The organism is Paludisphaera sp., from assembly GCF_037189885.1.
Classification (GTDB): domain Bacteria; phylum Planctomycetota; class Planctomycetia; order Isosphaerales; family Isosphaeraceae; genus Paludisphaera.
The window spans coordinates 62066-85726 of record NZ_JBBCIR010000007.1; the positions used below are offsets into that span (position 1 = coordinate 62066).

A 23661-nucleotide genomic window follows, 5' to 3' on the forward strand; every position below is an offset into this window, starting at 1 on the left:
TATGTTCATGGGCGGCCCGGCGCGAGGCCGGACGATGGGTGACTCGACGACCGGCGGACCATGCTTCCCTACACCTGCACGCTCTGCGGCTGCCTGTGCGACGACCTGGAGATCCGGGCCGATGCGGGCGTCGTCGTCGAGGCCCGAGGGGCCTGCGAATTGGCCAGGCCGAAACTCGTCGGCCTGTCGGTCGAGCCGGCGGTCGCGCCGCCTTGTCGGGTAAATGGCCGCGAGGTGGTCGCGGACGAGGCGGTCGAGGCGGCGGCGGCGATTCTGGCGGGGGCGAACGCCCCGGTGGTGCTGCGGCTGGAGCGCGCGACGAACGAGGCGGCCCGGCGGGCCGTCGCGCTGGCGGACCGGATCGGCGCGGCGATCGAGGCCGGGGACGCGGCGACGGCCTGGCCGCGGGTCGTCGCGATGCAGCGTTACGGGGCCGTCGGCGCGACGCTCGGCGAGGTCAAGGCCCGCGCGGACGTCGTCGTCTTCTGGGGCTGCGACCCGGCGACCACCCATCCTCGTCACTTCGAACGCTACTCGCTCCCCGATCGCGACGGCCGCCGCGCGATCGTCCTGGACGCGACCGAGACCGACACCGCCCGGCGGGCCGACGTCTTCCTGCAAGTCGCGCCCGAGCGGGAACTCGACCTGCTGCTGACGCTCCGGGCGCTGGCGCGCGAGGCGCCGCTCGATCCCCATCGCGTGGAGACCGCGACCGGGCACGGTCTGGCGACGTTGCAAGAGTTGGTCGAGACGCTGCAAGGCGCCCGCTACGGCGCGTGGTTCACGGGAAGCGCCGCCGGCCGGGGGGCTGGCTCGCTGGTCGAGGCCCGCCGGCAGGCGGTCACAGCGCTCGTTCGCGATCTGGCCCGCAACACGAGGTTGGTGACAATCGGGCTGGGCGAGGCGGGCAACCCGCACGGGGCGGAAGGCGTGATGGCGTGGCAGACCGGGTTCGCTCCCGGGGTCGACCTGGGCGCCGGCTTCCCGGAATCGTGGCCGGGCGAGTCCTCGGCCGCCGCCAGGCTGGCGCGCGGGGCGTTCGACGCCGCGCTGGTGATCGGCGGGCCGACTTCGGGAGCCGTCCCGGGCGGCAATCCGTGGATCTTCATCGGCGACCCGGGCGACGAGGCGTTCGCGCTGGCGACGGTCGCGCTGCCGGCGGGGACGCCGGGGGTCGACGACGCCGGCACGTTCACGCGCGTCGACGGCGTTTCGCTGCCGGTCCGGGCGTTGCGGGCGGCGACCATGCCGGGGGCCACGGAATGGCTGGAGCGGCTGCGGGCGGCGGTCGGGGAGGAGGCGCCGTGAGCACGCTGCTGATCCGCGGGGGCCATGTGGTCGACCCGGCGAACGACGTGGACGGCGTGGCGGACGTCTGGATTCGCGACGGCCAGGTCGTCGCCGCGCCGGCCGATCCCGACGCCCGCGCCGACCGCGTCATCGACGCGCGGGGATATGTCGTCATGCCGGGGGGCGTGGACGTCCATTCGCACGTCGCCGGCTCCAAGGTGAACGCCGCGCGGATCATGCGGCCGGAGGAGCGCCGGGGCGAGGACGACGTGCTCCGGCGCGCGCGCGGCTTCCGCTCGGGGACGCTGGGGAGCGTCCCCAGCTCGTTCGCCACCGGCTACCATTACGCGGGGCTCGGCTACACCACGGCCGTCGACGCCGCCATCCCTCCGCTGGCCGCGCGGGGCGCGCACGCCGAGTTCGCCGACGTGCCGCTCGTCGACAAGGCCATGCTCGTCCTGATGGGGAACAACCACCTGATACTGGAAGCCGTGCGGGCCAGGGACCGGGCGGCGGTCGAGCGGACGGTGGCGTGGCTGCTAGAGTCCACGCGGGGCTTCGGCGTGAAGGCGGTCAACCCCGGCGGGGTCGAGCAGTGGAAGGAAGGGGGCTCGCGGCTGTCCGGCTGGGATGACCGCGTCGACGGCTTCGACGTCAGCCCGCGCGAGATCGTCACGGCGCTCGCGGAGGCGGCCGACGCGCTCGCCCTGCCCCACCCGGTCCACTTCCACGGCCTGAACCTGGGGGTCGCCGGCAACTGGGAGCAGACGCTGGAAGGGATGCGGACGCTCCAGGGGCGTCGCGTCCACATGGCGCACGTCCAGTTCCACAGCTACGGCGGATCGCCCGACGCGCCCGAGGACTTCGGCGCGATGGTCGGCCCGCTCGCCGATTTCGTGAACGCCCACGACGGCATCACCGTCGACGTCGGCCAGGTGATGTTCGGCGAGACCACGAGCATGACCGCCGACGGCCCCACCGGCCACTACCTCGCCGCGCTGACCGGCCGCAAGTGGTACAACCACGACGTCGAGCAGGAGGACGGCTGCGGCGTCTCGCCCATCGAGTACAGGGACCGGAACTTCGTCCACGCGATCCAGTGGGCCGTGGGCCTGGAATGGTTCCTCCGCGTCGACGACCCCTGGCGCGTCGCACTCTCCACCGACCACCCCAACGGCGCCTCGTTCCGCTCGTACCCCGACGTGATCGCGCTGCTGATGGACCGGAACCTCCGCGACGAGACGCTCGGCCGGCTGCCGGAGAAGGCCCGCGAGCGCACCGGGCTGAAAGACCTCACGCGCGAGTACACGCTGAGGGATGTCGCGATCGTCACCCGGGCCGGCCCGGCGCGGATCCTCGGGCTGGACCGCAAGGGCCACCTCGCCCCCGGCGCCGACGGCGACGTGACGATCTACGCCCCGGACGACGACCGCCGCCGGATGTTCGCCCTGCCGCGATGGGTCGTGAAGGCCGGCGAGGTCGTGGTGGACGACGGCACGCTGGCCGCCGCGCCGGTCGGCCGGACGCTCTTCGCGGAAGTGGGCGTCGATGCCGACGCGGGCGCGGCGCTCTCGGCGCGGCTGGGCGAGAAGGCGTCGTTCCACCCGGCGAACTTCGCGCTGGGGCTCGACGACGTGGCGAATCCGCTGGGAGTGCGGACGGGGGCCCGGCCATGATCCTGGACGGCGTGGCGATCGTCGACACGTTCGCCGAGGCGTTCCCGATGACCGCCGCTCGCGCGATCATCACGGCGGATTCCGCGCGATGGGCCGGCATCGCGGGCGCGACGATCTCCGGCTATGGCACCAGCGTCATCGGCTGCGACGCCGAGGTCGCCGTCGAGCGCCGGCTCTCCGAGGCCGAGACGCCCGACGGCCGACCGGGCGTGAGCGTCCTGGCGTTCGCGTTCAGCCGCGACGCCCTGGAGAAGGCGCTCGTCAACCGCGTCGGCCAGTGCGTCATGACCTGCCCCACGACCGCCTGCTTCAACGGCCTCCCGCTCGGGGAGAAGGACATCGTCGTCGGCGGCCGTCTGCGGTACTTCGGCGACGGCTGGCAGATCTCGAAGCGGCTCGCGGGCCGTCGCTACTGGCGGATCCCGGTCATGGACGGCGAGTTCGTCTGCGAGGAAGCCTTCGGCACGACCAAGGGGGTGGCCGGCGGCAACATCATCATGATGGGCGCCGACCCCGCGGGCGTCCTCGCCGCCGCCGAGGAGGCCGCCGACGCGATGCGAGCGGTCGAGGGAATCATCCTCCCCTTCCCCGGCGGGATCGCGCGGTCGGGGTCGAAGGTGGGGAGCAAGTACAAGAAGCTGCGCGCCAGCACCAACACCGCCTACGCGCCGAGCCTCCGCGGACTCGTCCCGACCGACCTGCCGGCCGACGTCCGTTGCGGCTACGAGATCGTCATCGACGGGCTGACGCTCGAAGCCGTCGAGCGCGCCACGGCCGTCGGGGTCCGGGCCGCGGTCCGTGGGGATCGCGGGCTGGTGGCGATCACCTCGGGAAATTACGGCGGCAAGCTGGGGCCGCACCACATCCGACTGCGCGACGCGCTGAAAGCGTGACGGCGCGGCGTGTCCGGCGTAAGAAAATCGGCCGCCGTGCGAATACACGATCGCGACGGATCAAGGTTCCAACGATGTGAGGTAGGTGGCCCATGGAGTATCTGATCGGCATCGGCGTGCTGGTGTTCCTGGGGCTGATCGTGATGATGATCTTCGGGCCGTTCTTCACGGTGCAGCAGCAGACGGCCGCGATCATCCAGAGCTTCGGCAAGTTCGTCCGGGTGGCCCAGCCGGGCCTGAACTTCAAGGTGCCGTTCGTCGAGCTGGTGGCCGGCCGGATCAACCTGCGGGTGCAGCAGCTCGACGTCCGGGTGGAGACGAAGACCGAGGACAACGTCTTCGTCCACGTCGTCGTCTCGGTGCAGTACGCGGTCCTGCCGGACAAGGTGTATGACGCCTTCTACAAGCTGTCCGACCCGCACACGCAGATGGCGGCGTTCATCTTCGACGTCGTCCGCGCCCGGGTGCCGCGGCTGAAGCTCGACGACGTGTTCGAGAAGAAGGACGAGATCGCCGACGTGGTGAAGAACGAGCTGTCGCACGTGATGTACGACTTCGGCTACGGCATCGTCAAGGCGCTCGTCACCGACATCGAGCCCGACCGCAAGGTGAAGGAGGCGATGAACGAGATCAACGCCGCCCAGCGCCTGCGGATCGCCGCCACCGAGAAGGGCGAGGCCGACCGAATCCTGAAGGTCAAGGCGGCCGAGGCCGAGGCCCAGAGCAAGGCCCTTCAAGGCAAGGGCATCGCCGACCAGCGGCGCGCGATCGTCGAGGGCCTCCGCGAGTCGGTCGACGAGTTCCAGAAGTCGGTCCCCGGCACCAGCGCCCAGGACGTGATGAACCTGGTGCTGATGACGCAGTACTTCGACACGCTCAAGGAGATCGGCGCCAGCTCGCGCAGCAACACGATCCTGATCCCCCACACGCCCGGCAATCTCGGCGAGCTGTCCAACCAGATGCGCGACGCGATGGTCTCCGCCGGGCTGGTCACGGCCGACGTCCAGGCCGGCGCCCGGAACGGCGAGCCCATCGAGGCGGTCTCTCACCCGTCCGCCCGGCGCCATCGCCACGATCAAGACCACGATCACGACCATGAGTCCTGACACATGAGCCTCACCCTCAGGCGGCGGGCGTCGATCGGCATCCCGGTCGACGGCTCGCCGATCAAGCCCGAGACGTTCCGCGGGCGGTCCCCCTCCGAGGCCGCCCGCGTCCCCTTGCGCCTGGGGAACGCGACGGCCGAGCTTGGCGAGCTGTTCGATGTGAGCGGCGACGCGGGCGACGACCGACTGACCGTCGAGGGAGACCTTTCGGACGTGGCGGCGATCGGCCGGGAGCTGGCCTCGGGCACGCTGGTCGTCCGGGGAGACGTTGGGCCTCGATTCGCGGCGGGGATGTCGGGAGGAGAGGTCGAGCTGCACGGGTCGTGCGGCGACTGGGCCGGCGCGGAGATGTCCGGCGGGCTGCTGCGGATCCGGGGGTCCGCCGGCGACGGCCTGGCCGCGGCCTTCCCCGGCAGCCGTCGCGGCATGCGCGAGGGGATCGTGCTGGTCGAAGGCGACGCCGGGGCCGACGTCGGCCTGATGATGCGGCGGGGCCTGATCGCCGTGCGCGGGTCGGTCGGCCCGCTCCTGGGGCGGGGGATGATCGCCGGGACCATCGTGGCCTGCGGCGCGGTCGGGGCGTCGCCCGGGGTCGGCATGAGGCGCGGGACGCTCGTGCTGGCGGGGCTGGACGACGACGGCTCGTCGCTCATCCCGCCGACGTTCGCCCGCGCGGGGTGCTTCGCCTTCCCTTTTTTGCGGATGTATCGCGACCACCTGGCGGGGCTCGGCTTCGAACTGCCGCGGGCGGTGTCGTCGGCGCGGTTCGAGCGGTACAATGGCGACCTGGCGGGGGGGGGCCAGGGCGAGGTCCTCATCCCATCGCCGAGCGTCGTCTCGCCCGCTTGAGGTCCGCCATGCCGCTGAACCTGAACGCCCGCGCCGCGGGGATCGTCGAGGCGTTGGTCGCCGCCGCCGAGGAGCGCCGGGTCGCCTCCAGCGAGATCGACGGCGGCGGCCGGCTGATCGATTGCGGCGTCAAGCAGCGCGGGGGCCTCGCCGCCGGGCTGGACCTGGCGCGGGCGTGCATGGGGGGTCTGGCCGAGGTTTCCCTCTCCATGGGGGAGGTCGACGGCCACGCCATGCCGATCGTCCGCGTGTGGACCGACCATCCCGTCCAGGCGTGCCTGGCCAGCCAGTACGCCGGCTGGGCCCTCTCCGAGGGGAAGTTCTTCGGGATGGGCTCCGGGCCGATGCGCGCGGCGAGGGGCAAGGAGGAGATTTTCGACAGGATCGGCTTCCGCGAGGACTCCGAGTCGATCGTCGGCGTGCTGGAGACCGGGAAGATCCCGCCCCCGGAGATCTACGCGAAGATCGCCCGGGAGTGCGGCGTCGAGCCGTACAACGTGACGCTGCTGGCCGCCCCCACCGCCAGCCTGGCCGGCGGCTTGCAGGTGGTCGCCCGGTCGATCGAGACGGCGCTGCACAAGCTGGCGGAATTGAAGTTCGACCTGTCCCGGATCGTCTCGGCCCACGGCTCGGCCCCCCTGCCCCCCGTGGCCGGAGACGACATGGCGGCGATCGGCCGCACGAACGACGCGATCCTCTACGGCGCGCGCGTCGTGCTGCACGTCGCCGGCGACGACGACATGCTGGCCGAGAACGGCCCGCGCGTCCCCTCGTGCGCCTCGGCCGACTTCGGCGAGCCCTTCGCCGCCATCTTCGCCCGCTACAACCACGACTTCTACGCCGTCGACCCCCACCTCTTCAGCCCCGCCGAGGTGACATTCCAGAACGTCGACACCGGCCGCTCGCACACCTTCGGCGCCCCCCGCCCGGAGATCGTCGCGCGCTCCTTCCGGGGCTGAGCGAGTCGAATGCCCTCATTCGCCGCGCTGACATCCGGGACCGGCTGGCACGTCGAGGATCTGCTGCGCGCGGCGGGGGCGCTCGGGGTGTCGCTGCGCGTGCTGCCGTTCGCGGAAGTCGAGGCGAACGTCGGCGGCGGGCCGTGGGGCGTGGGCGCCTCGGGTGTCGGGCTGGACGGGGCGGACGGAGTACTGGTGCGGATGATGCCGCCGGGAGGCCTGGAGCAGGTGGTGTTCCGGATGGACGCGCTCCAGCGCCTGTCGGCCGCGGGGGTGCCGGTGTGGAACCCGCCGAAGGCCGTGGAGGCGGCGGTGGACAAGTACCTGACCCTCGCGCTGCTGGAGCGTCGCGGGCTGCCCGTGCCGGAGACGTGGGCGGGGCAGACGGCGGCCTCGGCGCTGGCGGCGTTCGAGGCGATCGGCGGCGACGCGGTCGTCAAGCCGCTGTTCGGGTCCGAGGGCCGCGGGCTGACGCGCGTGAGCGACCGCGAGATGGCCTGGCGATGCTTCCACGCGCTCGAGCGCATGGGCTCCGTCATCTATCTGCAAAAGCCCATACCGAACGACGGCCGCGACCTGCGGCTGTTCGTCCTGCGGGGGCGGGTCCTCGCGGCCATGAGGCGCTTGGCGCGTCCTGGCGACTGGCGGACCAACGTGGCGCTCGGCGGCCGGGCCGAGGCGTGGACGCCCGACGCCGAGGCCGAGGCGCTGGCGGTGGCCGCGACGGCGGCGGTCGGCGCCGAGTTCGCGGGGGTCGACGTGATCGAAGACGAGGATTCGGGCCGACGACTGATCATCGAGGTCAACGGCGTCCCTGGCTGGAAGGCGCTCTCCCGGGCGACGGGCGTCGACGTGGCGGTCGCCGTGCTGGACGCGCTGCGGGAGGCGTCGCGATGAACGGCCTCTCGCCCGGCGCGCTGGCCCAGATCGCCTGCGTCATGGAGGCCACGGCGCGGAAGCCGGGGAACGTCCACCGCTTCGCCGACTTCGCCGACCTGGATTATCTCGACTTCCTGCTCGCCGCGTCGGCCGTCGCCGGGCCGCTGGACCGGGCCGCCGCCGACGGCGTGGGCCTCGCCGTTCTGCGGGCCGTCGAGGCGACGCGCCGGATCGTCGCCACCAACGCGAACCTCGGGATCATCCTGCTCCTCGCCCCGATGGCCGCCGTGCCGACGGGCGTCGACCTGGCCGTCGGACTCCCGCGCGTCCTCGAAGGGCTGGACGTCGACGACGCCCGCCACGTCTATCGGGCCATCCGGCTGGCGAACCCCGGCGGCCTGGGCCGCGCCGACGCGCAGGACGTGGCCGACGAGCCGAACGTCACGCTCCGCGAGGCCATGGCCCTCGCCGCCGACCGCGATCTCGTCGCCCGCCAGTACGCCGACGGCTACTCCCTGGTGCTGGGCGAGGGGCTCCCCGCCCTGCGGCGGAACCTCCGATCGGGCCTCTCCCTGGAATCGGCGATCATCGGGACATTCCTGGCGATGATGGCGGAACACCCGGACACGCTCATCGCCCGCAAGCTGGGGCCGGACGCCGCGCGCGCGGCGTCGCGGCGCGCCCGCGAGGCGCTCGACTCCGGCGCGAGCCCCGAGGCCCTCGCCGCGCTCGACGCCTGGCTCCGCGGCGACGGCCACCGCCGCAACCCCGGCGCGACCGCGGATCTGATCGCCGCCGTCCTGTTCGCCGCCCTCCGCGAAGGGACCGTCTCCCTGCCGCGAGCCGTCGGCCCTGGGGCTTGGTCCGGTCGCGAGTAGCGCGTGAATATCCCCCCTCCCATCGCAGGCCGCAAGCCACAGGAATATCCAGACATGCCCACGGCGTCGTACAAGGTCCGCGTCATCAAGGACGAGCTGGTCTTCTCGTCGGGACACTTCATCACGTTCAACGGCGACCACTGCGAGCGGATCCACGGCCACAACTACCGGGTCGCCGTGGAGGTCGACGGGCCGCTGGACGAGAACGCCTACGTCGTGGACTTCATCGCGCTACGCGACATGATGAAGGCCCTCGTCGCGGGACTTGACCACCGCATGCTCCTCCCCGGCGAGAGCCCGAGGATCCGCGTGACCGAGGAGGGCCGCAACACCGTCGCGCGTTACGATGATCGGTTCTGGAGCTTCCCGACCGAGGAATGCGTCGTCCTGCCGATCGCCAACACCACGGCGGAACTCCTGGCCCGCTACCTGGGCGACCGACTCCTCGCCGACATGAAGGCGCGCGGCTGGGCCGACCCCCGCGCCCTCCGCGTCGAGGTCGAGGAATGCTTCGGCCAATCGGCCGAGGTCGAGCTAATCCCGTGAGGGCGCGTTGATTCGTTCGAGGGCGGCGCGGTCGATTCGGCCGTCGTGCAGCGCCGAGGCGACCAGGGCGGCGGACGCCCCGCGGCGGCGGGCTTCGATCAGATCCGCCGCGCTCGCGACGCCGCCGCCGATGATCACCTGGACTTCGGGATGGCCGCAGGCGATCGATTCGAGCAGGGGGAACGTCCCGACGCCCGCTCCCCGCCCGACGCGCGCCAGGTCCAGCAGGATGACGCGCCGGACGCCGATCGCGACCAACCGCGAGGCAACCTCCGCGGCTTCGACGCGTCCCCAGGCGTCGGGCGTCGGCGTGATGGGGCGGCCGTCGCGGAGGTCCAGGCTGACGATCAGGCGGTCGGGCCCGGCCAGGTCGAGCATCGCGGCGATCGCGTCGGGGCCCGAAGCGGTCTCCAGGCCCGCGACGACGCGCAGGCCGTCGATGGTCAGCAGCGGCGGGAGGTCGTCGGCCTCGCGCGCGCCGGCGTCCACCCAGAGGCTCGTCGCGATGGCCGCCAGGTCTCGGTAAAGCGGCAAGTCCCGTCCGCGCCCGGCGATGGCGTCCAGGTCGGCCAGGTAGAGCGGGGACGGGCCGAGGGCGTCGCGGAAGCCCCCCGCCAGTTCGCGCGGGTCGTCACCGGCGGCTATGATGCTCCGCACGGGCCGATATCGGGCCCGATCGCCGCCGACGGCGTGGACCGCTCGCCCGCCGAGGACGTCGACGACCGGAACGACCTGGAAGTCTCGCATGCTCAAGCCGTCGCCCCTATCCATCCTGATTTATGAGCACATGACCGGCGGAGCCCTGGCCGGCGAGCCGGCTCCCGAATCGCTGGCGGCCGAGGGCGCCGCGATGCGCCGGGCGCTCGCCGCCGAGTTCGCCGCCGTCCGCCCCTGCCCGCGCGTGACGGTCGCCCTGGATCCTCGCCTGCCCGACGACCCGGGACCGTGGGAGACCGCCCGCGTCGACTCGGTCGAGCGGCTGGAGGAGCTTGCGCGGGCGTCGGATTGTACCCTGCTGATCGCGCCGGAGACCAACGGCGTGCTGGCGGGGCTGATCCGCCGCCTGGGTCGCGGCCCAACGCGGCTGATGAACGCCTCGTCCGAGGCCGTCGACCAGGCCGCCGACAAGTGTGCCTCGGCGCGTCGGCTGCGAAGCCATCGGCTGCCGACGCCTCGGTCGATCGTCCTCGATCCCGGCGACCTCCCGCCGGGCGACTGGCCCTATCCGGCCGTCGTGAAGCCCGTCGAAGGCGCGGGGTCGATCGACACGTTCCTGATCGACGGGCCGGACGACTTCCCGAAGCTCCCCGCCGGCGTCCGTCGGCTGCTCCAGGAATTCGTCCCCGGGCGTCCGCTTTCCGCAACCTTCCTGGTCCGGCCCTTCCGCCGCCCCGGATTGCTCGCCCTCGGCGAACAGCGCGTGGAGATTATCGACGGCCGGTTCACTTACGGCGGCGGGAGGCTGCCGATCGCCGAGCTTGAGGCATTCGACGCCGGCCCGCTGATCAGGGCGTTGGAGGCGTTCCCCGGCCTGGACGGGCTGGTCGGCGTCGACTTCATCCTCGAACCGGGCGGACGGATCGCGATCCTGGACGTCAACCCGCGCGCCACCACGTCCATCGTCGGTATTCTGGGCCTCGCGCGTCCGGGGAAGCTCGCGGAGTGCTGGTTGTTGGACGAATCCGAGGATGAGTCCGATTGGCTCGACCGGATCAACGGCATCCGGGCCGACGTCGACCGCGAGGGGCCGATCGTCTTCGCCGCCGACGGCTCTACGATCCGGCTCAAGGACTCGGAGGTCACCCGGACGACGCCGAAGGCCGCCGGCCCGTCGCCCCGCCGGCTGGCGGTCGACGTGGGGGGCGCAAACCTCAAGGCGGCGCACTCGGGGGGCGAGACCAGGTCGTCCCCCTTCGCCGTCTGGCGCGACCCGGATGGGCTGGCCGCGGCGCTCCGGGAGCTGGCGGCCGCGATGCCGGAGTTCGAGGGCGTCGCCGTCACGATGACCGCGGAGCTTTGCGACTGCTTCCAGACGAAGCGCGAGGGGGTCCGGCGGATCGTCGAGGCGGTCGTCGATGCGTTCGGCGGGCATGACGTCCTGTTCTGGGGGACCGACGGCACGTTTCATGACGCCGGGGCGATCCTGCGGAGCCCATCCCTGGCGGCGGCCTCGAACTGGCTGGCGTTGGCGACCGTCGCCGCGGGGCTCGCGGGCGAGGGGCCGGCGGTGCTGATCGACGTGGGGTCGACGACGACGGACATCATCCCGCTCGCCCGAGGTCGTGTCGCCGCCCGAGGCCGCGACGACACCGGGCGACTTCGCAACGGCGAGCTGGTCTACGCGGGCGTCGGGCGAACGCCGGTTTGCGCGCTCGCGGCGAGCCTCCGGTTCCAGGGCGCCGCGACGGGCCTCGCGGCCGAGCTGTTCGCGACGACTCGCGACGTCTACCTGCTGCTCGGCGACCTGCGCGGCGACCCGGCCGACACGTCCACCGCCGACGGCCGACCCGCCGACCGCGCGCACGCCCGCGACCGCCTGGCTCGCATGGTGTGCGCCGATCGCGACTCGTGCTCGCTCGACGACGCGATCGAGCTGGCCCGCGCGGCCGACCGCGCGCTGTTCGACCGGCTGCTCTCCGAGGCGCGGCGGGCGTGCGAGGCGACCGTCGGGACGCCATCGCTCGCGATCGTCTCCGGCTCGGGCGAATTCCTGGCGCGTCGCGTGGCCGAGGCACTCGTGGGCTCGTCGGGAGTAGTCCGGTCGCTCGGGGAACTCTGGGGGCCGGGAGGCTCGGAGGCAGCGTGCGCGCGGGCGCTGATCGAGCTGGCGGAGGCGCGCGATGGCTGACGTCCGCGCGGTCGTCGTCAAGGTCGGCGGCAGTTTGCTGGGGTGGGAAGGCCTGAGGGATCGGCTTTCGCGATGGCTCGCGACGATCGAGTCGCGCGGGGAGAACCCGGTGCTAATCGCGGGAGGCGGGCCGGTCGTCGACGCCTTGCGCCAACTCGACGCGGCGCACGGGCTGGGGGAGGAGGCAAGCCATCGCCTGGCGCTCCGTGGGATGGACGCCACGGCTCGCGTGCTGGCGGCGCTGGTGGCTCGCTCGCGGGTGGTCGAAATCCTGGGAGAGCTTCCCGACGTCTGGGCTGAAGGGGACCGGCCCATCCTGGCGCCGCGACGGTTCTTGGAGGAGATCGACGAGCGGGCGGCGGATCCCCTGCCCCTCTCATGGGCGACGACGTCCGATTCGATCGCCGCGAGGGTGGCGGCCCATGTCGGCGCGCGGCTGGTGCTGCTCAAGAGCGGGCCGACCGCCGCGAGGACGCGCGGGGAGGCCGCGGCGGCCGGCTACGTCGATCCGGTCTTCCCGACGGCGTGCGCCGGGCTGTCACGGGTGGAGGCAGTCGACCTGCGCGACCCGCGATGGCCAGCGACCCGGCTCGATTGACGGCCCCTCCTACCGCGAGCGCCGGGCGCGGGCTAAGATGTTCGCCGGACCTGGAGCCTTGGCGGTCGGGGGGGGCGAGCGGGCGATGCGAGCGGTGATCCAACGGGTTTCGAAGGCGTCGGTCGAGGTCGGCGGCGAGGTCGTCGGCGCGATCGGCCGGGGGTGGCTGGTCCTGCTGGGGGTCGGCCGCGACGACACGCTGGACGACGCGGCGAGGCTCGCCGAGAAGGTCGTCAACCTCCGCGCCTTCGAGGACGAGGCCGGCAAGATGAACCGGAGCGTCGCCGACATCGACGGCGCGATCCTGGTCGTCAGCCAGTTCACCATCATGGCGGACTGCCGCGCCGGGCGTCGTCCTGGCTTCTCCGACGCCGCGCCGCCGGAGCTGGCCGAGTCCCTGTATGAGGAGTTCGTCCGCCAGGTCGACGCCCTGGGCCGGCCCGTCGCGACCGGCCGATTCCGCGCCGAGATGGCCGTCTCGCTGGTGAACGACGGCCCGGTCACGTTCCTGCTGGACAGCCGCCGCCAGTTCTAGCGCGGCGCAACCCGAGACCTCTCCCATGACCGAACTTCCGATCGTCCTGGGCCTCGATGTCGGCACCCAGAGCCTCCGCGCCGCGCTGGTGGATCTGGACGGCAAGACGATCGCGTACGGCGTCGAGCCGATCGAGACCGTCTACCCGCGACCCGCCTGGGCCGAGCAACGCCCCGTCGACTGGTGGGCCGCCGCGAAGTCGGCCACGCGCAAGGCGCTCGCGGCCGGGGACGTGAGCCCGGATCGCGTCGTCGCGATCGGGCTGGACGCGACTGCCTGTACGGTCGTCGCCTGCGACGCCGACGGCGAGCCGATCCGTCCGTCGCTCCTCTGGATGGACCAGCGGTCCCACCGCGAGGCCGACGAGATCAGCGCGACAAACGACCCCGGTTTGCGCTACTACTCCGGCCGGGTCTCGCCGGAATGGATGCTCCCCAAGGCGCTCTGGCTGAAGCGGAACGAGCCCGGCGTCTACGCCCGCGCCGATCGGGTCGTGGAATGCACCGACTGGATGATGCACCGGCTGACCGGCGAGTGGAGGCTGTCGCTTAATCATCTGGCGGTGAAGTGGAATTACGCCCGCCCGGACGGCGGCTGGCCGCTGGCGATGATGAAGGCCGTGGGCCTGGACGACCTGGTCTCGAAGTGGCCGGCGGAGATCCTGCCGCTGGGCAGGCAGGCCGGGAAGCTCTCCGCGAAGGCCGCCGCCGACCTCGGGCTGAACGCGGGGACGCCGGTCGCGCAGGGGGGGATCGACGCCTATCTCGGGATGCTCGGCCTGGGGGCGACGGGCGACGGCGACGTGGCCGTGATCGTCGGCTCCAGCACCTGCCACCTGGCCCAGACGCGCGAGGGGGTCTTCGGCTCCGGCGCCGCCGGCTGCTACCCCGACGCGACGGTCGAGGGGCTGTACACGATCGAGGCCGGGCAGACCGCGACCGGCTCCATCCTCGACTGGTACCGCCGCCATTTCGCCGGCCGGGAGCAGGCCGAGGCCGAGGCTCGCGGGGTGAACGTCTACAGCGTGCTCGACGAGCAGGCCGCGGCCGTCCCGCCGGGGTCGGATGGGCTGGTCGTCCGCGAGGACTGGCAGGGCAACCGCTCGCCGTACAAGAACCCGCAAGCTCGGGGCGCGATCGTCGGGCTGTCGCTGGCCCACGGCCCCGGCCACGTCTTCCGGGCGCTGTACGAGGCGACCGCCATGGGGACGCGCGCCATCCTCGACGATTGCTCCCGCCACGGCCTGGGCGTGGAGCGGATCTTCATCGGCGGCGGCGGGGCGAAGTCGCCGCTTTGGCTGAAGATCCACGCGGACGTCCTCCAGAAGCCCATCCACCTGACTCGCGAGGGGGAGTCGTGCGCCCTGGGCTCCGCGATGTGCGCGGCCGTCGCCGCCGGAATCTACAAGGACTTCGACGAGGCCGCCGCCGCCATGGTGGCCGTCGAGCGCGTCGTCGAGCCCGACCCCGGGAACGCGGCGGCGTATGACGAGTTGTTCGCGCGTTACGCCGACCTGTACCGGCGGCTGAACGAGCCGGCGTGAGCCCGGCGGGGGGCGAGGTCGGATGCCGGCCGCGTCGGGATTTCGCAGGCCGGGTCTCCACCCGGCCTACGAGGACTTCGATCCCGTCGACCTCCGGTCGCGCCCCTCTTGGCCTCAGTCGGCGGCCGGCTTGAGCGGCTTCGCCGGGACGCCGGCCACCGTCGTCCCCGCCGGAACCTCGCCCCGAGGGACGACCGCCCCGGCGCCGATGACGGCGTTCGCGCCAACCTGGACGGGGGCGACGAGGACGGCGTTGGCGCCGACGCGGGCGCCGTCGCCGATGGTGGTGGGGTGCTTGCGCTCGCCGTCGAAGTTGGCGGTGATCGCGCCGCCGCCGATGTTGACGTCGCGGCCGACCTTGGCGTCGCCCAGGTAGGCCAGGTGGCGGGCGATCGTGCCGGAGTCCAGCGTCGAGCGGTTCACGTCGACGAACGAGCCGACCTCCACGTCGTCGGCCAGCGTCGTCCCCGATCGGATGTGCGCGAACGGGCCGATCTTGCAGCGCTCGCCGATGGTCACGACGCCGGTGATGACGCTGAACGGGTGGATCAGCGTGTCGCGGCCGATCTTCGCGCGGCCGTCGATGTAAGTGTTGCCGGGGTCGACGATCGAGACCCCCTCGGTCATCCAATGGTCCTGAATCCGGGCCTGCATGATGGCCCCGGCCTGGGCCAGGTGCTGGCGGGTGTTGACGCCCAGGATGTCGTCGGCCGAGAGGACGTTGAGGGCCAGCACCTTGCCGCCGGCGCGCAGGAGCTGCTCGGGGGCGTCGGTCAGGTAGTACTCGCCCTGGGCGTTGCTGGTGCCGATCTGGTCGAGGGACGACCAGAGGGCCGGGGCGTCGAAGACGTAGCAGCTCGGGTTGACCTCGCGGATCGCGCGCTCCTCGGGGGAGCAGTCGCGCTCCTCGACGATGCGGAGGAAACGGCCGGCGGAGTCGCGGAGGATGCGGCCGAAGCCGGTCGGGTCGTCGACCTCGGCCGTCCCCAGCAGGCAAGGGGCGCCCTCCTTGCGCTGGCGCTCGAACAGGTCGGCCAGCGGCTCGGGGCGCAGGAGGGGCTCGTCGCCGACGAGGACCATGATCGGGCCGTCATACCCCTCCAGGAGCGGCCGGCAGACCTTCACGGCGTGGCCGGTGCCGAGTTGCTTGTCCTGGACGGCGAAGCGGATGTCGGGCTCGCCGTCGAGGGCGGCGTAGAGCTGGTCGGCCGCGTAGCCGACGACGACGATGATGGTCCTGGCGCCCGCGCCGCGGGCGGCGTCGACGACGTAGGAGATCATCGACCGGCCGCAGACCTCGTGCAGCACCTTCGCCCGGTCGGAATTCATCCGCTTCCCCTGGCCCGCCGCCAGGATGATCGCCACCGGCCCTTCGATCGCCATGCCGTTACCCCTACCGCCGCCCAGGCGCGGTCCCGCGCCCTCCGTCGCCGCCGGGGCCGTTCCCCGGGGCCGTCGCATCATAAAGCCGCCGCGCCGAACACGTCAAACTCCCGGCGCCGCCCCGTTGCCCGTACGCCCCGTCCGCGAGGCGAAAGCTCCCAGGCCCCTTGTGATTTCACGACCCCGGTCGTCGTCGGAGGGGGTCAACGCCGCCAGGGCGTCGCAAGTCCCCTGAGCCCGGGAGCCTCGCGGCCATGAATCGCGTCGTCGTCCGCCTCGACGGGATCGGGAACGTCCCCGCCGACGACGACTTGCCCTCCGACCCGCGGATCGAGATGAATGCGGGCCGCCAAGACGGTTCGAGCCGGGAGGTCGGCCTCGACGGCGTCCGTCGGGCGTCGGCGCCGGTCGAAGGGACATGATCTCCCGCGACGCGCTGGGGGCGGGGCTGGACGACCATGCCTGGCGGGCCGCCCGCTCAGCCTCGCGACGAGTCCGCGCCTCGGCTCTCGGCGGGCTCGGGGACGCGCCGGGGCGTCGGGTCCTCGCCCTGGGGCGTCATGGCGGCGGGCTGGGTGCCCTCGTCGTCGGGGCCGATCATGGCGGAGAACTCGGCGTGGACGCGGGCGCGCTCGCGGTCGATCTGCTCGGCCGTGGCGCCAAGGCGGTGCAGCAGGGACTCGGTCATCGCCAGGGCGACCTCGCCCTCGCCGGAGAAGACGGCGTCGGCGCCGGCGTCGCGCATCTCGGCGACCTCGCGGAGGTAGGTCGTCCGGGCCAGGATGAAGACGTCCTTGTTGATCTCTCGGGCCAGCCGGATCGTCTCCTTGCCGCCGCTCATGGTGGAGCTGCTGAGGATCAGGGCGATCGCCCGATCGGCCCCGGCGTGCTCCAGGACCTCGCGGTGCATGGCGTCGCCGTAGAGGGCGCGGACGCCTTCCCCCTCCAGCCGCCGCACGGTCTCCATGTTCAGCTCGATGACGACCGGGTCGATCTGGTTCTCGCGCAGCAGCCGCGAGAGCGTCTTGCCGACCGGCCCGTAGCCGATCACCACCACGCGATGCCGCCCGGACTCCTCCGGGTCGTCCTCGTCGTGATGGACCCGGTTCTCCACCGGCGCGGGGTCCTTGACGAACCGCTTGAGGAACCGCTCCATCGTCCCGATCGTGCGATAGAGCATCGGGTTGAGCGTGATCGTGATGATGGCCGCCGCGATCAGCGCGTTGCTCGCCTCGTCGTCCAGGACCCCCAGGGCCTTGGCGCCGGCGGCCAGGATGAACGAGAACTCGCCGATCTGCGCCAGGATCGCGGCGATGGAGATGGCCGTCCGCAGGGGGTAGCCCATCATGTGGACAATGACCCACGCCGCCAGCGGCTTGCCGATCAGGATCACCGCCAGCGTGCCCGCCAGCAGGCCCGGCGACTCCCAGAGGGCGCGGGGGTTGAACAGCATGCCGACCGAGACGAAGAAGAGGACCGCGAAGGCGTCGCGCATCGGGAGGGCCTCGGTGGCCGCCCGTAGGCTGAACTGCGACCGGCCCACCACCATCCCGGCGAGGAACGCCCCGAGGGCCATCGAGACGTCGAAGACCTTCGCCGCCGTGACCGCGATCCCCAGGGCCGTCACCAGCACCGTCAGCGTGAACAGCTCGCGCGAGCGGGTCTCGGCCACGCGGTCGAGGATCCAGGGGATGATGCGGTCCCCGACCAGGAACGTCAGGGCCACCATCACGCCGACCTTGAACGACGCGGTCCCGACCCCCGCCAGCATCACCGACGGCGAGTGGTCGCCCGGCCCGAACAGGGCCGGCAGCATCACCAGCGCGAGGACGGTGAAGAGATCCTCGACGACCAGCCAGCCCACCGCGATGTGGCCGGTCTGCGTGTGGAGGTCGTCGTTGTCGGCCAGGACTCGCACCAGGACGACGGTGCTCGCCACCGAGATCGCCATGCCGAAGACCAGCCCCGCCGACCATCCCCATCCGTGGTGATGCCCCATCATCGCCCCGAGCGCCGTGGCCGTCAGGCTCTGGGCGATCGCGCCGGGGATCGCGACGCGGCGGACCGCCAGCAGTTCCTTGAGGTGGAACTGGAGCCCGACGCCGAACATCAGCAGGATCACGCCGATCTCGGCGAGCTGGTCCGCCAGGTGCTGGTCGGCCTGGAAGCCCGGCGTCGAGGGGCTGACGGCGACCCCCGCCAGCAGGTAGCCGACGATCGGCGAGAGCCGGAGCCGGAAGGTGATGTAGCCGCAGACGAGCGCCGCGGCCAGGCCGCCGGTGAGGGTCAGGATCAGGTCGATATTATGCATAAGGAACGTCCCCGCGGCGGATGGCCCATGTTTTCAGGTCCTCCCCCCTCGCGAGCACGAACGGTTCGGCGCCCATTCCGGCCGGCCATTATGAGGGACGCCGCCCCCCCCGCACCAGAGCGATTGACGACGGATCCCGCGTCTTGAAGGCCGGGGCCGATTCTGTCAGACTAAGCCCGGCGCGCCGGACCCGGGGGTGGTCCGGGCGCGGCAACGAGCGCGGAAGGAGCGGGCCGGATCATGTCGCTGTCGACCGAAGAGGTGGCCAAGGTCGCCGTGCTGGCGAGGCTGCGCCTCGCGCCGGAGGAATTGGAGACGTTCACCGGCCAGCTCAACGCGATCGTCGACTACGTCGCCCAGCTCCAGGCGCTGGACACGACGGGGGTCGAGCCGTTGGCCCACGGCGTCGAGGTGCGGAACGTCTTCCGCGACGACGCCCGCGGCCCCGCGCTCCCCCGCGAGGCGGCGCTGGCCAACGCGCCGAAGCGGAACGCGGAGAGCTTCCTCGTCCCCGCAGTCCTCGACTGACCGTCCGTCCCCCAACGCCCGAAGCGCCCGAGCCGAGACCCCGCCCCCCATGAACGACCTGCTCAAAGACGCGACCGTCACCTCCCTGCTGGCGAAGCTGGAAGCCCGGGAGGTCTCCAGCGAGGAACTCGTCCGGGCCTACGTCGACCGCGCCGGCGCCCTCGGGCGGCTCAACGTCTACGCCCATCTCGACGCCGACCGCGCCCTCGAACGCGCCCGGGCGATCGACGCCGACCGCGCCGCCGGCCGCCCCGTCGGGCCGCTGGGCGGCGTGCCGGTGGCGATCAAGGACGTCCTCTGCGTCGAGGGGGAGCCGACCACCTGCGGCAGCCGGATGCTCCGCGACTTCCGCCCCCCCTACGACGCGACGGCGATCGTCAAGCTGAGGGAGGCCGGCGCGGTCCTGTTCGGCAAGACGAACATGGACGAGTTCGCCATGGGCTCGTCCACCGAGAGCAGCTTCCACGGCCCGACGCTCAACCCCTGGGACGAGACGAGGATCCCCGGCGGTTCGTCCGGCGGCTCGGCCGCGGCGGTCGCCGCCGACCTGGCGCCGGCCTCGCTGGGGACCGACACCGGCGGCTCGATCCGCCAGCCGGCCTCCTTCTGCGGGGTCGTCGGGCTGAAGCCCACCTACGGCCGCGTCAGCCGCTACGGGCTGATCGCCTTCGCCAGCTCGCTCGACCAGATCGGCCCGTTCACCCACGACCTGGCCGACGCCGCCCTGCTCCTGAAGGTCATCTCCGGGCGCGACGAGCGCGACGCCACGAGCGTCGACCGGCCGGTGCCCGACTACTCGGCCTCGCTCGACCGGAAGCCGGAATCGCTGCGGATCGGCGTCGCCCGCGAGTTCTTCACCGAGGGGCTCGACCCCGAGGTCGAGTCGGCCGTCCGCGAGGCGATCCGGGTCTACGAGAAGGCCGGCGCGAGGATCAAGGAGGTCTCGCTGCCCCACTCCGGATACGGCATCCCGGTCTACTACATCGTGGCGCCGGCCGAGTGCTCCAGCAACCTCGCCCGCTACGACGGCACCATCTTCGGCCACCGCGCCGAGGACTGGTCGCCCAGGTATCCCGGCGAGGAGGACCTGCACCCGCTGGTCCGCATGATGATGGCCAGCCGCGCCGAGGGCTTCGGCGCCGAGGTCAAGCGGCGGATCATGCTGGGGACGTTCGCCCTCTCCGCCGGCTACGCCGACCAGTACTACAACCAGGCGCTGAAGGTCCGCCGCCTGATCCGAGACGACTTCGACGCGGCGTTCCAGGACGTCGACGTGATCGTCGGCCCGACCTCCCCCACGCCGGCCTTCGAGCTGGGCGGGCGCTCCGACGACCTGCTGTCGATGTACCTGTCGGACATCTACACGGTCACGGCGAACCTCGCCGGCATCCCCGGCCTCAGCGTCCCCTGCGGCCAGACGAAGACCGGCCTGCCGATCGGCCTGCAATTGCTGGCCCCGGCCTTCGCCGAGGAATCGCTGCTCCGCGCCGCCCGCGTCTTCGAGCGCGAGACCGACTGGCACCTGAGGCGGCCGGCGATCGGGTCATGAGCGAAGCCAGTGCCGGGACTGGTCCGAATCCGGGTCCCGGGCCGCCGGGGCGATCTCGATGCGCCCGGCCACTCGGAAACCGCCATCGACCGCGTCCGGGCCGACTTGAACAACTCCCGGGCCGCGACCGTCCCCCCGGGCGGGGGCGGGCCGCCCGATCGAACGCCACGACATATCCCAAGTGCCAGCACGCCGGACCACCGCCCCATGAGCAGCCAACCCTACGACGTCGTCATCGGCCTCGAGATCCACGTCCAGCTCCAGACGGAGAGCAAGATGTTCTCCTGGGGGGGGACCGAGTTCGGGCTGCCGCCGAACACCCAGACCGACCCGGTCTCGCTCGGGATGCCCGGGACGCTGCCGGTGATGAACCGCAAGGCGTTCGAGCTGGCCCTCAAGACGGCCGTCGCGCTGGGGGCGAAGATCGCCCCGTTCACCAAGTGGGACCGCAAGAACTACTACTACCCGGACCTGCCGAAGAACTACCAGGTCAGCCAGTACGACCTCCCCTTCTCCACCGGCGGGAAGCTGGACATCCCCCCCCGCAAGGACGGCGGCGGCGGCGGGCATTGCGCCCTGACCCGCGTCCACCTGGAGGAGGACACCGGAAAGCTCACCCACGGCGTCGGCGAGCATTCGGAGATCGACCTCAACCGGGCCGGCATCCCGCTGCTGGAGATCGTCGGCGAGCCGGAGATCCGCTCGGCCGCCGACGCTCGCGGCTGCCTGGAGGAGCTTCGCCTGACGCTGCGCTACCTCGGCGTCTCCGACTGCGAGATGCAGGAGGGGTCGCTCCGCTGCGACGCCAACGTCAACCTCCACATCCATAAGGATGGCAGGACGATCGCCACGCCGATCGTCGAGATCAAGAACCTGAACAGCTTCCGCGCGGTCGAGAAGGCCATCAACTACGAGGCCGACCGCCAGTACGAGAAGTGGAAGCGGGACGGCCTGACGATCAAGGACGCCCCCAAGGGGACGTGGGGCTGGGACGACGACCTGGAGCGCACCAAGCCTCAGCGCGAGAAGGAGACGGCCGCCGACTACCGCTACTTCCCCGACCCGGACCTCGTGCCGGTCGTGGTCGACGAGGCCTGGCTGGAGCGGGTCCGCGCCTCGATCGGCGAGCTGCCGGCGGCGCGTCGCCGGCGGTACGAGACCGAGCACGGCCTGTCGGCCTACGACGCCAACGTCCTCGTCGAGCAGGGGGACGACGTGGCCGCCTATTACGACGCCGTCGTGGCCGCGGGGGGGGAGCCGAAGCTGGCGAGCAACTGGATCCAGCAGGACGTCCTCCGGACGATGAAGGACCGGAAGGTCGCGATCGCCGAATTCCCCGTCAAGCCCGACGCGCTGGCCGACCTCATCGGCCGCGTCGGCCGCAAGGAGCTGAACACCAACCAGGGCCGCGAGGTCCTGGGCCGGATGATCGAGACCGGCGACCCGGCCGAGAAGGTCATCGAGCTGGGGGGCTACAAGATGGTGTCGGACAACGACGCCATCGCGAAGGCCGTCGAGGCCGCGCTGGCCGCCAACCCGCAGGCGATCGCCGACCTGAAGGGGGGCAAGAAGAAGCCGGAGGCCGTCAAGGGCTTCCTCCGCGGCCAGGTGATGAAGCAGACCGGCGGCAAGGCCAATCCCGCGCTCGTCGGCGAGCTGTTGGAGGCCAGGCTGTCGGAACTCCTCGCGTGATGAAAGGGAGGACGACCGTGCAGGACCGGACCATCGACCGCAGGGGCTTCCTGGCGACCGCCGGGGCCCTGGCCGCCGCCTCGGCCCTGGGGGGGAGCGCCCGCGCCTCCGCCCCGACGCCCCCCGGCTGGAAGAAGGCCTACATGCTGGGCCAGACCAAGGGCCCCATCCTGCCCACGTTCCAGATGCTGAAGGAGGCCGGCTTCCAGGGCGTGGAGCTGATCAGCCCCAACCAGCTCGACCAGCGGGAGGTCCTCGACGCCCGCGACGAGACCGGCCTGGTCATCCACGGGGTTAGCGGCGGCGCCCACTGGGCCAAGCCCCTGTCCGACCCCGACCCGGCCGTCGTCGCCGAGGGGGTCGCGGCGATCAAGCGGGAGTTCCTGGACGTCAAGGCTTACGGCGGGGACACCGTGCTCGTCGTCCCGGCGGTCGTCACCAAGAAGGTCTCCTACCAGGAGGCCTGGGACCGGTCGCAGGAGCAGATTCGCGGGCTGATCCCGTTCGCCGAGGAGGCCGGGGTCAAGATCGCGATCGAGGAGGTCTGGAACAAGTTCCTCCTCAGCCCGCTGGAGTTCGCCCGCTACGTCGACGAGTTCGAGAGCCCGACCGTCGGCGCCTACTTCGACGTCGGCAACGTCGTCGAGTTCGGCTTCCCCGAGGAGTGGATCCGCACGCTGGGCAAGCGCATCCTCAAGGTCCACATCAAGGAGTACGCCAAGCCCAAGCGGTTCGACTACAAGCTGGGCGACGGCGGCGAGATCGACTGGCCGGCCGTCAAGCAGGCCCTCGTCGACGTCGGCTACGACGGCTGGATCACCGCCGAGCTGGGCATCCCCGACCTGGCCGAGGCCAAGGACGTCGTCGCCCGCATGGACAAGCTCCTCTTCAGCTGAGTCGCCCACCGCGCCGGCGGGCGGATCCGTCCTGGGTCCGTTCGTCGGGCGCGACGAACAAAGCCAACGGCGCAAGCCCCATCAGGCCAAGGCTTTGACCGCGATTTTGGCTGGCTTCGTTCGTCAAAATCGAATGCATTGATCGCGTCTCCCCGCCGGGTCCAACGGTCCGACGCGTTTCGTTTATTGCGAATGATCGCCGGGCAGGCTATCTTACGGATAGGAAAGCCGAGGGCGATCGGGGCGGGAGGCGACCCATGAACGGCAGCGACGTGATCACGCCGACGAAGGCCGACGCGAGGCTCGCCGAGGAAGCGGGGCGGAAACTCGCGGCGCACCTGGGTCGGGGCGAGGGACTTCGAGTCGAGCTGACGGAGACGAGCGAGGAGTTGAGGCTCCCGCCGGTCGCCTTGCGACTTCTCGTCCGCGTCCTTGATGAGTTGGGGAGGGGCAACGCCGTCGAGCTGACTCCGGTCCGCGCCGAGCTGACGACACAGCAGGCGGCCGACCTGCTGAACGTCTCGCGGCCGCACCTGGTGAAGCTCCTGGACGAAGGGGCGATGCCCTCCCGCAAGGTCGGCACTCATCGGCGGGTTCGTCTCGCGGACGTCCTGGCGTTTCGAGACGAGTGGCACGCGCGGCGGCACGCCGCCCTGGACGAACTGACGGCGATGAGCCAGGACCTGGACATGGGCTACTGAC

Annotated in this window: 21 protein-coding genes; 18 read left to right on the forward strand and 3 right to left on the reverse strand. The window is 71.8% G+C overall.

Features of this window, described 5'->3' with window-relative positions; all coding sequences use genetic code 11:
• Nucleotides 1–60: 60 nt before the first annotated feature.
• The 9 genes from WG209_RS02745 (at nt 61) to WG209_RS02785 (ending at nt 9076) form a co-directional block, all read left to right on the forward strand.
• Nucleotides 61–1308 (forward strand): formylmethanofuran dehydrogenase subunit B, encoded by a 1248-nt coding sequence (locus WG209_RS02745; RefSeq protein WP_337173467.1) that lies wholly within the window; start codon nt 61–63, stop codon nt 1306–1308.
• Nucleotides 1305–2966, forward strand: coding sequence for a formylmethanofuran dehydrogenase subunit A (locus WG209_RS02750; RefSeq protein ID WP_337173468.1), 1662 nt, complete (start codon nt 1305–1307; stop codon nt 2964–2966). Before WG209_RS02745 ends, WG209_RS02750 begins: the two co-directional genes overlap by 4 nt.
• Nucleotides 2963–3859, forward strand: a complete 897-nt coding sequence (gene fhcD / locus WG209_RS02755) for a formylmethanofuran--tetrahydromethanopterin N-formyltransferase (protein WP_337173469.1) — start codon at nt 2963–2965, stop codon at nt 3857–3859. Before WG209_RS02750 ends, fhcD begins: the two co-directional genes overlap by 4 nt.
• Before the next feature lie 92 nt (nt 3860–3951).
• Nucleotides 3952–4965: an SPFH domain-containing protein gene (locus WG209_RS02760; protein ID WP_337173470.1), complete on the forward strand. Its 1014-nt coding sequence runs from the start codon at nt 3952–3954 to the stop codon at nt 4963–4965.
• A gap of 3 nt (nt 4966–4968) precedes the next feature.
• Nucleotides 4969–5814, forward strand: coding sequence for a formylmethanofuran dehydrogenase subunit C (locus WG209_RS02765; RefSeq protein WP_337173471.1), 846 nt, complete (start codon nt 4969–4971; stop codon nt 5812–5814).
• Between the two features lie 8 nt (nt 5815–5822).
• The gene (gene mch / locus WG209_RS02770) at nt 5823–6773 is read left to right on the forward strand and encodes a methenyltetrahydromethanopterin cyclohydrolase (protein WP_337173472.1); all 951 of its coding nucleotides are present in this window, start codon (nt 5823–5825) and stop codon (nt 6771–6773) included.
• 9 nt (nt 6774–6782) lie between these two features.
• Nucleotides 6783–7670 carry a RimK family alpha-L-glutamate ligase gene (locus WG209_RS02775; RefSeq protein ID WP_337173473.1) on the forward strand — a complete coding sequence of 296 codons (888 nt, stop codon included), beginning with the start codon at nt 6783–6785 and terminating at the stop codon, nt 7668–7670.
• Entirely contained in the window at nt 7667–8530 is an 864-nt protein-coding gene (locus tag WG209_RS02780) for a triphosphoribosyl-dephospho-CoA synthase (protein ID WP_337173474.1), read from the forward strand. The genes WG209_RS02775 and WG209_RS02780 overlap by 4 nt, the downstream gene beginning before the upstream one ends.
• 54 nt (nt 8531–8584) lie before the next feature.
• Nucleotides 8585–9076 (forward strand): 6-pyruvoyl tetrahydropterin synthase family protein, encoded by a 492-nt coding sequence (locus WG209_RS02785; protein WP_337173475.1) that lies wholly within the window; start codon nt 8585–8587, stop codon nt 9074–9076.
• On the opposite strand, the gene WG209_RS02790 is transcribed toward WG209_RS02785, so the two are convergent.
• Nucleotides 9065–9823, reverse strand: a complete 759-nt coding sequence (locus WG209_RS02790; protein ID WP_337173600.1) for a HisA/HisF-related TIM barrel protein — start codon at nt 9821–9823, stop codon at nt 9065–9067. The genes WG209_RS02785 and WG209_RS02790 overlap by 12 nt on opposite strands.
• Between WG209_RS02790 and WG209_RS02795 the strand changes: the two genes are divergently transcribed.
• From WG209_RS02795 to WG209_RS02810, 4 genes are all read left to right on the forward strand, one after another.
• Complete coding sequence (locus WG209_RS02795; protein WP_337173476.1) at nt 9822–11924, forward strand: hydantoinase/oxoprolinase family protein; 2103 nt, start codon at nt 9822–9824, stop codon at nt 11922–11924. The two genes, WG209_RS02790 and WG209_RS02795, sit on opposite strands and share 2 nt — an antisense overlap.
• Entirely contained in the window at nt 11917–12522 is a 606-nt protein-coding gene (locus WG209_RS02800) for a uridylate kinase (RefSeq protein ID WP_337173477.1), read from the forward strand. Before WG209_RS02795 ends, WG209_RS02800 begins: the two co-directional genes overlap by 8 nt.
• Nucleotides 12523–12607: 85 nt before the next feature.
• Nucleotides 12608–13057: a D-aminoacyl-tRNA deacylase gene (dtd, locus tag WG209_RS02805; protein WP_337173478.1), complete on the forward strand. Its 450-nt coding sequence runs from the start codon at nt 12608–12610 to the stop codon at nt 13055–13057.
• Between the two features lie 25 nt (nt 13058–13082).
• Nucleotides 13083–14600, forward strand: coding sequence for an FGGY-family carbohydrate kinase (locus WG209_RS02810; RefSeq protein WP_337173479.1), 1518 nt, complete (start codon nt 13083–13085; stop codon nt 14598–14600).
• Between the two features lie 114 nt (nt 14601–14714).
• Here the strand turns inward: WG209_RS02810 and WG209_RS02815 are convergent, their stop codons facing one another.
• Together WG209_RS02815 and WG209_RS02820 are read right to left on the reverse strand one after the other, a co-directional pair.
• The gene (locus WG209_RS02815; RefSeq protein WP_337173480.1) at nt 14715–15983 is read right to left on the reverse strand and encodes an NTP transferase domain-containing protein; all 1269 of its coding nucleotides are present in this window, start codon (nt 15981–15983) and stop codon (nt 14715–14717) included.
• A gap of 478 nt (nt 15984–16461) precedes the next feature.
• Nucleotides 16462–18294 carry a cation:proton antiporter gene (locus WG209_RS02820; protein ID WP_337173481.1) on the reverse strand — a complete coding sequence of 611 codons (1833 nt, stop codon included), beginning with the start codon at nt 18292–18294 and terminating at the stop codon, nt 16462–16464.
• 240 nt (nt 18295–18534) lie between these two features.
• On the opposite strand from WG209_RS02820, the gene gatC reads away from it, so the two are divergent.
• The 5 genes from gatC (at nt 18535) to WG209_RS02845 (ending at nt 23660) form a co-directional block, all read left to right on the forward strand.
• Complete coding sequence (gatC, locus tag WG209_RS02825; RefSeq protein ID WP_337173482.1) at nt 18535–18822, forward strand: Asp-tRNA(Asn)/Glu-tRNA(Gln) amidotransferase subunit GatC; 288 nt, start codon at nt 18535–18537, stop codon at nt 18820–18822.
• A 49-nt stretch (nt 18823–18871) separates the two neighbouring features.
• Nucleotides 18872–20371 (forward strand): Asp-tRNA(Asn)/Glu-tRNA(Gln) amidotransferase subunit GatA, encoded by a 1500-nt coding sequence (gene gatA / locus WG209_RS02830; RefSeq protein WP_337173483.1) that lies wholly within the window; start codon nt 18872–18874, stop codon nt 20369–20371.
• 207 nt (nt 20372–20578) lie between these two features.
• Nucleotides 20579–22063, forward strand: coding sequence for an Asp-tRNA(Asn)/Glu-tRNA(Gln) amidotransferase subunit GatB (gatB, locus tag WG209_RS02835; RefSeq protein WP_337173484.1), 1485 nt, complete (start codon nt 20579–20581; stop codon nt 22061–22063).
• A 17-nt stretch (nt 22064–22080) separates the two neighbouring features.
• On the forward strand, nt 22081–22959 hold the full coding sequence (locus tag WG209_RS02840) for a sugar phosphate isomerase/epimerase family protein (protein WP_337173485.1): 879 nt from the start codon (nt 22081–22083) through the stop codon (nt 22957–22959).
• A 257-nt stretch (nt 22960–23216) separates the two neighbouring features.
• Nucleotides 23217–23660 (forward strand): excisionase family DNA-binding protein, encoded by a 444-nt coding sequence (locus WG209_RS02845; RefSeq protein ID WP_337173486.1) that lies wholly within the window; start codon nt 23217–23219, stop codon nt 23658–23660.
• The last annotated feature ends 1 nt before the right edge of the window (nt 23661 follow it).

Coding starts and splice junctions, on each gene's coding strand:
- WG209_RS02745 (WP_337173467.1), top strand. CDS start 61: ATGCTTCCCTACACCTGCACGCTCTGCGGCTGCCTGTGCGACGACCTG.
- fhcD (WP_337173469.1), top strand. CDS start 2,963: ATGATCCTGGACGGCGTGGCGATCGTCGACACGTTCGCCGAGGCGTTC.
- WG209_RS02760 (WP_337173470.1), top strand. CDS start 3,952: ATGGAGTATCTGATCGGCATCGGCGTGCTGGTGTTCCTGGGGCTGATC.
- WG209_RS02765 (WP_337173471.1), top strand. CDS start 4,969: ATGAGCCTCACCCTCAGGCGGCGGGCGTCGATCGGCATCCCGGTCGAC.
- mch (WP_337173472.1), top strand. CDS start 5,823: ATGCCGCTGAACCTGAACGCCCGCGCCGCGGGGATCGTCGAGGCGTTG.
- WG209_RS02775 (WP_337173473.1), top strand. CDS start 6,783: ATGCCCTCATTCGCCGCGCTGACATCCGGGACCGGCTGGCACGTCGAG.
- WG209_RS02780 (WP_337173474.1), top strand. CDS start 7,667: ATGAACGGCCTCTCGCCCGGCGCGCTGGCCCAGATCGCCTGCGTCATG.
- WG209_RS02785 (WP_337173475.1), top strand. CDS start 8,585: ATGCCCACGGCGTCGTACAAGGTCCGCGTCATCAAGGACGAGCTGGTC.
- WG209_RS02795 (WP_337173476.1), top strand. CDS start 9,822: ATGCTCAAGCCGTCGCCCCTATCCATCCTGATTTATGAGCACATGACC.
- WG209_RS02790 (WP_337173600.1), bottom strand. CDS start 9,823: ATGCGAGACTTCCAGGTCGTTCCGGTCGTCGACGTCCTCGGCGGGCGA.
- WG209_RS02800 (WP_337173477.1), top strand. CDS start 11,917: ATGGCTGACGTCCGCGCGGTCGTCGTCAAGGTCGGCGGCAGTTTGCTG.
- dtd (WP_337173478.1), top strand. CDS start 12,608: ATGCGAGCGGTGATCCAACGGGTTTCGAAGGCGTCGGTCGAGGTCGGC.
- WG209_RS02810 (WP_337173479.1), top strand. CDS start 13,083: ATGACCGAACTTCCGATCGTCCTGGGCCTCGATGTCGGCACCCAGAGC.
- WG209_RS02815 (WP_337173480.1), bottom strand. CDS start 15,983: ATGGCGATCGAAGGGCCGGTGGCGATCATCCTGGCGGCGGGCCAGGGG.
- WG209_RS02820 (WP_337173481.1), bottom strand. CDS start 18,294: ATGCATAATATCGACCTGATCCTGACCCTCACCGGCGGCCTGGCCGCG.
- gatC (WP_337173482.1), top strand. CDS start 18,535: ATGTCGCTGTCGACCGAAGAGGTGGCCAAGGTCGCCGTGCTGGCGAGG.
- gatA (WP_337173483.1), top strand. CDS start 18,872: ATGAACGACCTGCTCAAAGACGCGACCGTCACCTCCCTGCTGGCGAAG.
- gatB (WP_337173484.1), top strand. CDS start 20,579: ATGAGCAGCCAACCCTACGACGTCGTCATCGGCCTCGAGATCCACGTC.
- WG209_RS02845 (WP_337173486.1), top strand. CDS start 23,217: ATGAACGGCAGCGACGTGATCACGCCGACGAAGGCCGACGCGAGGCTC.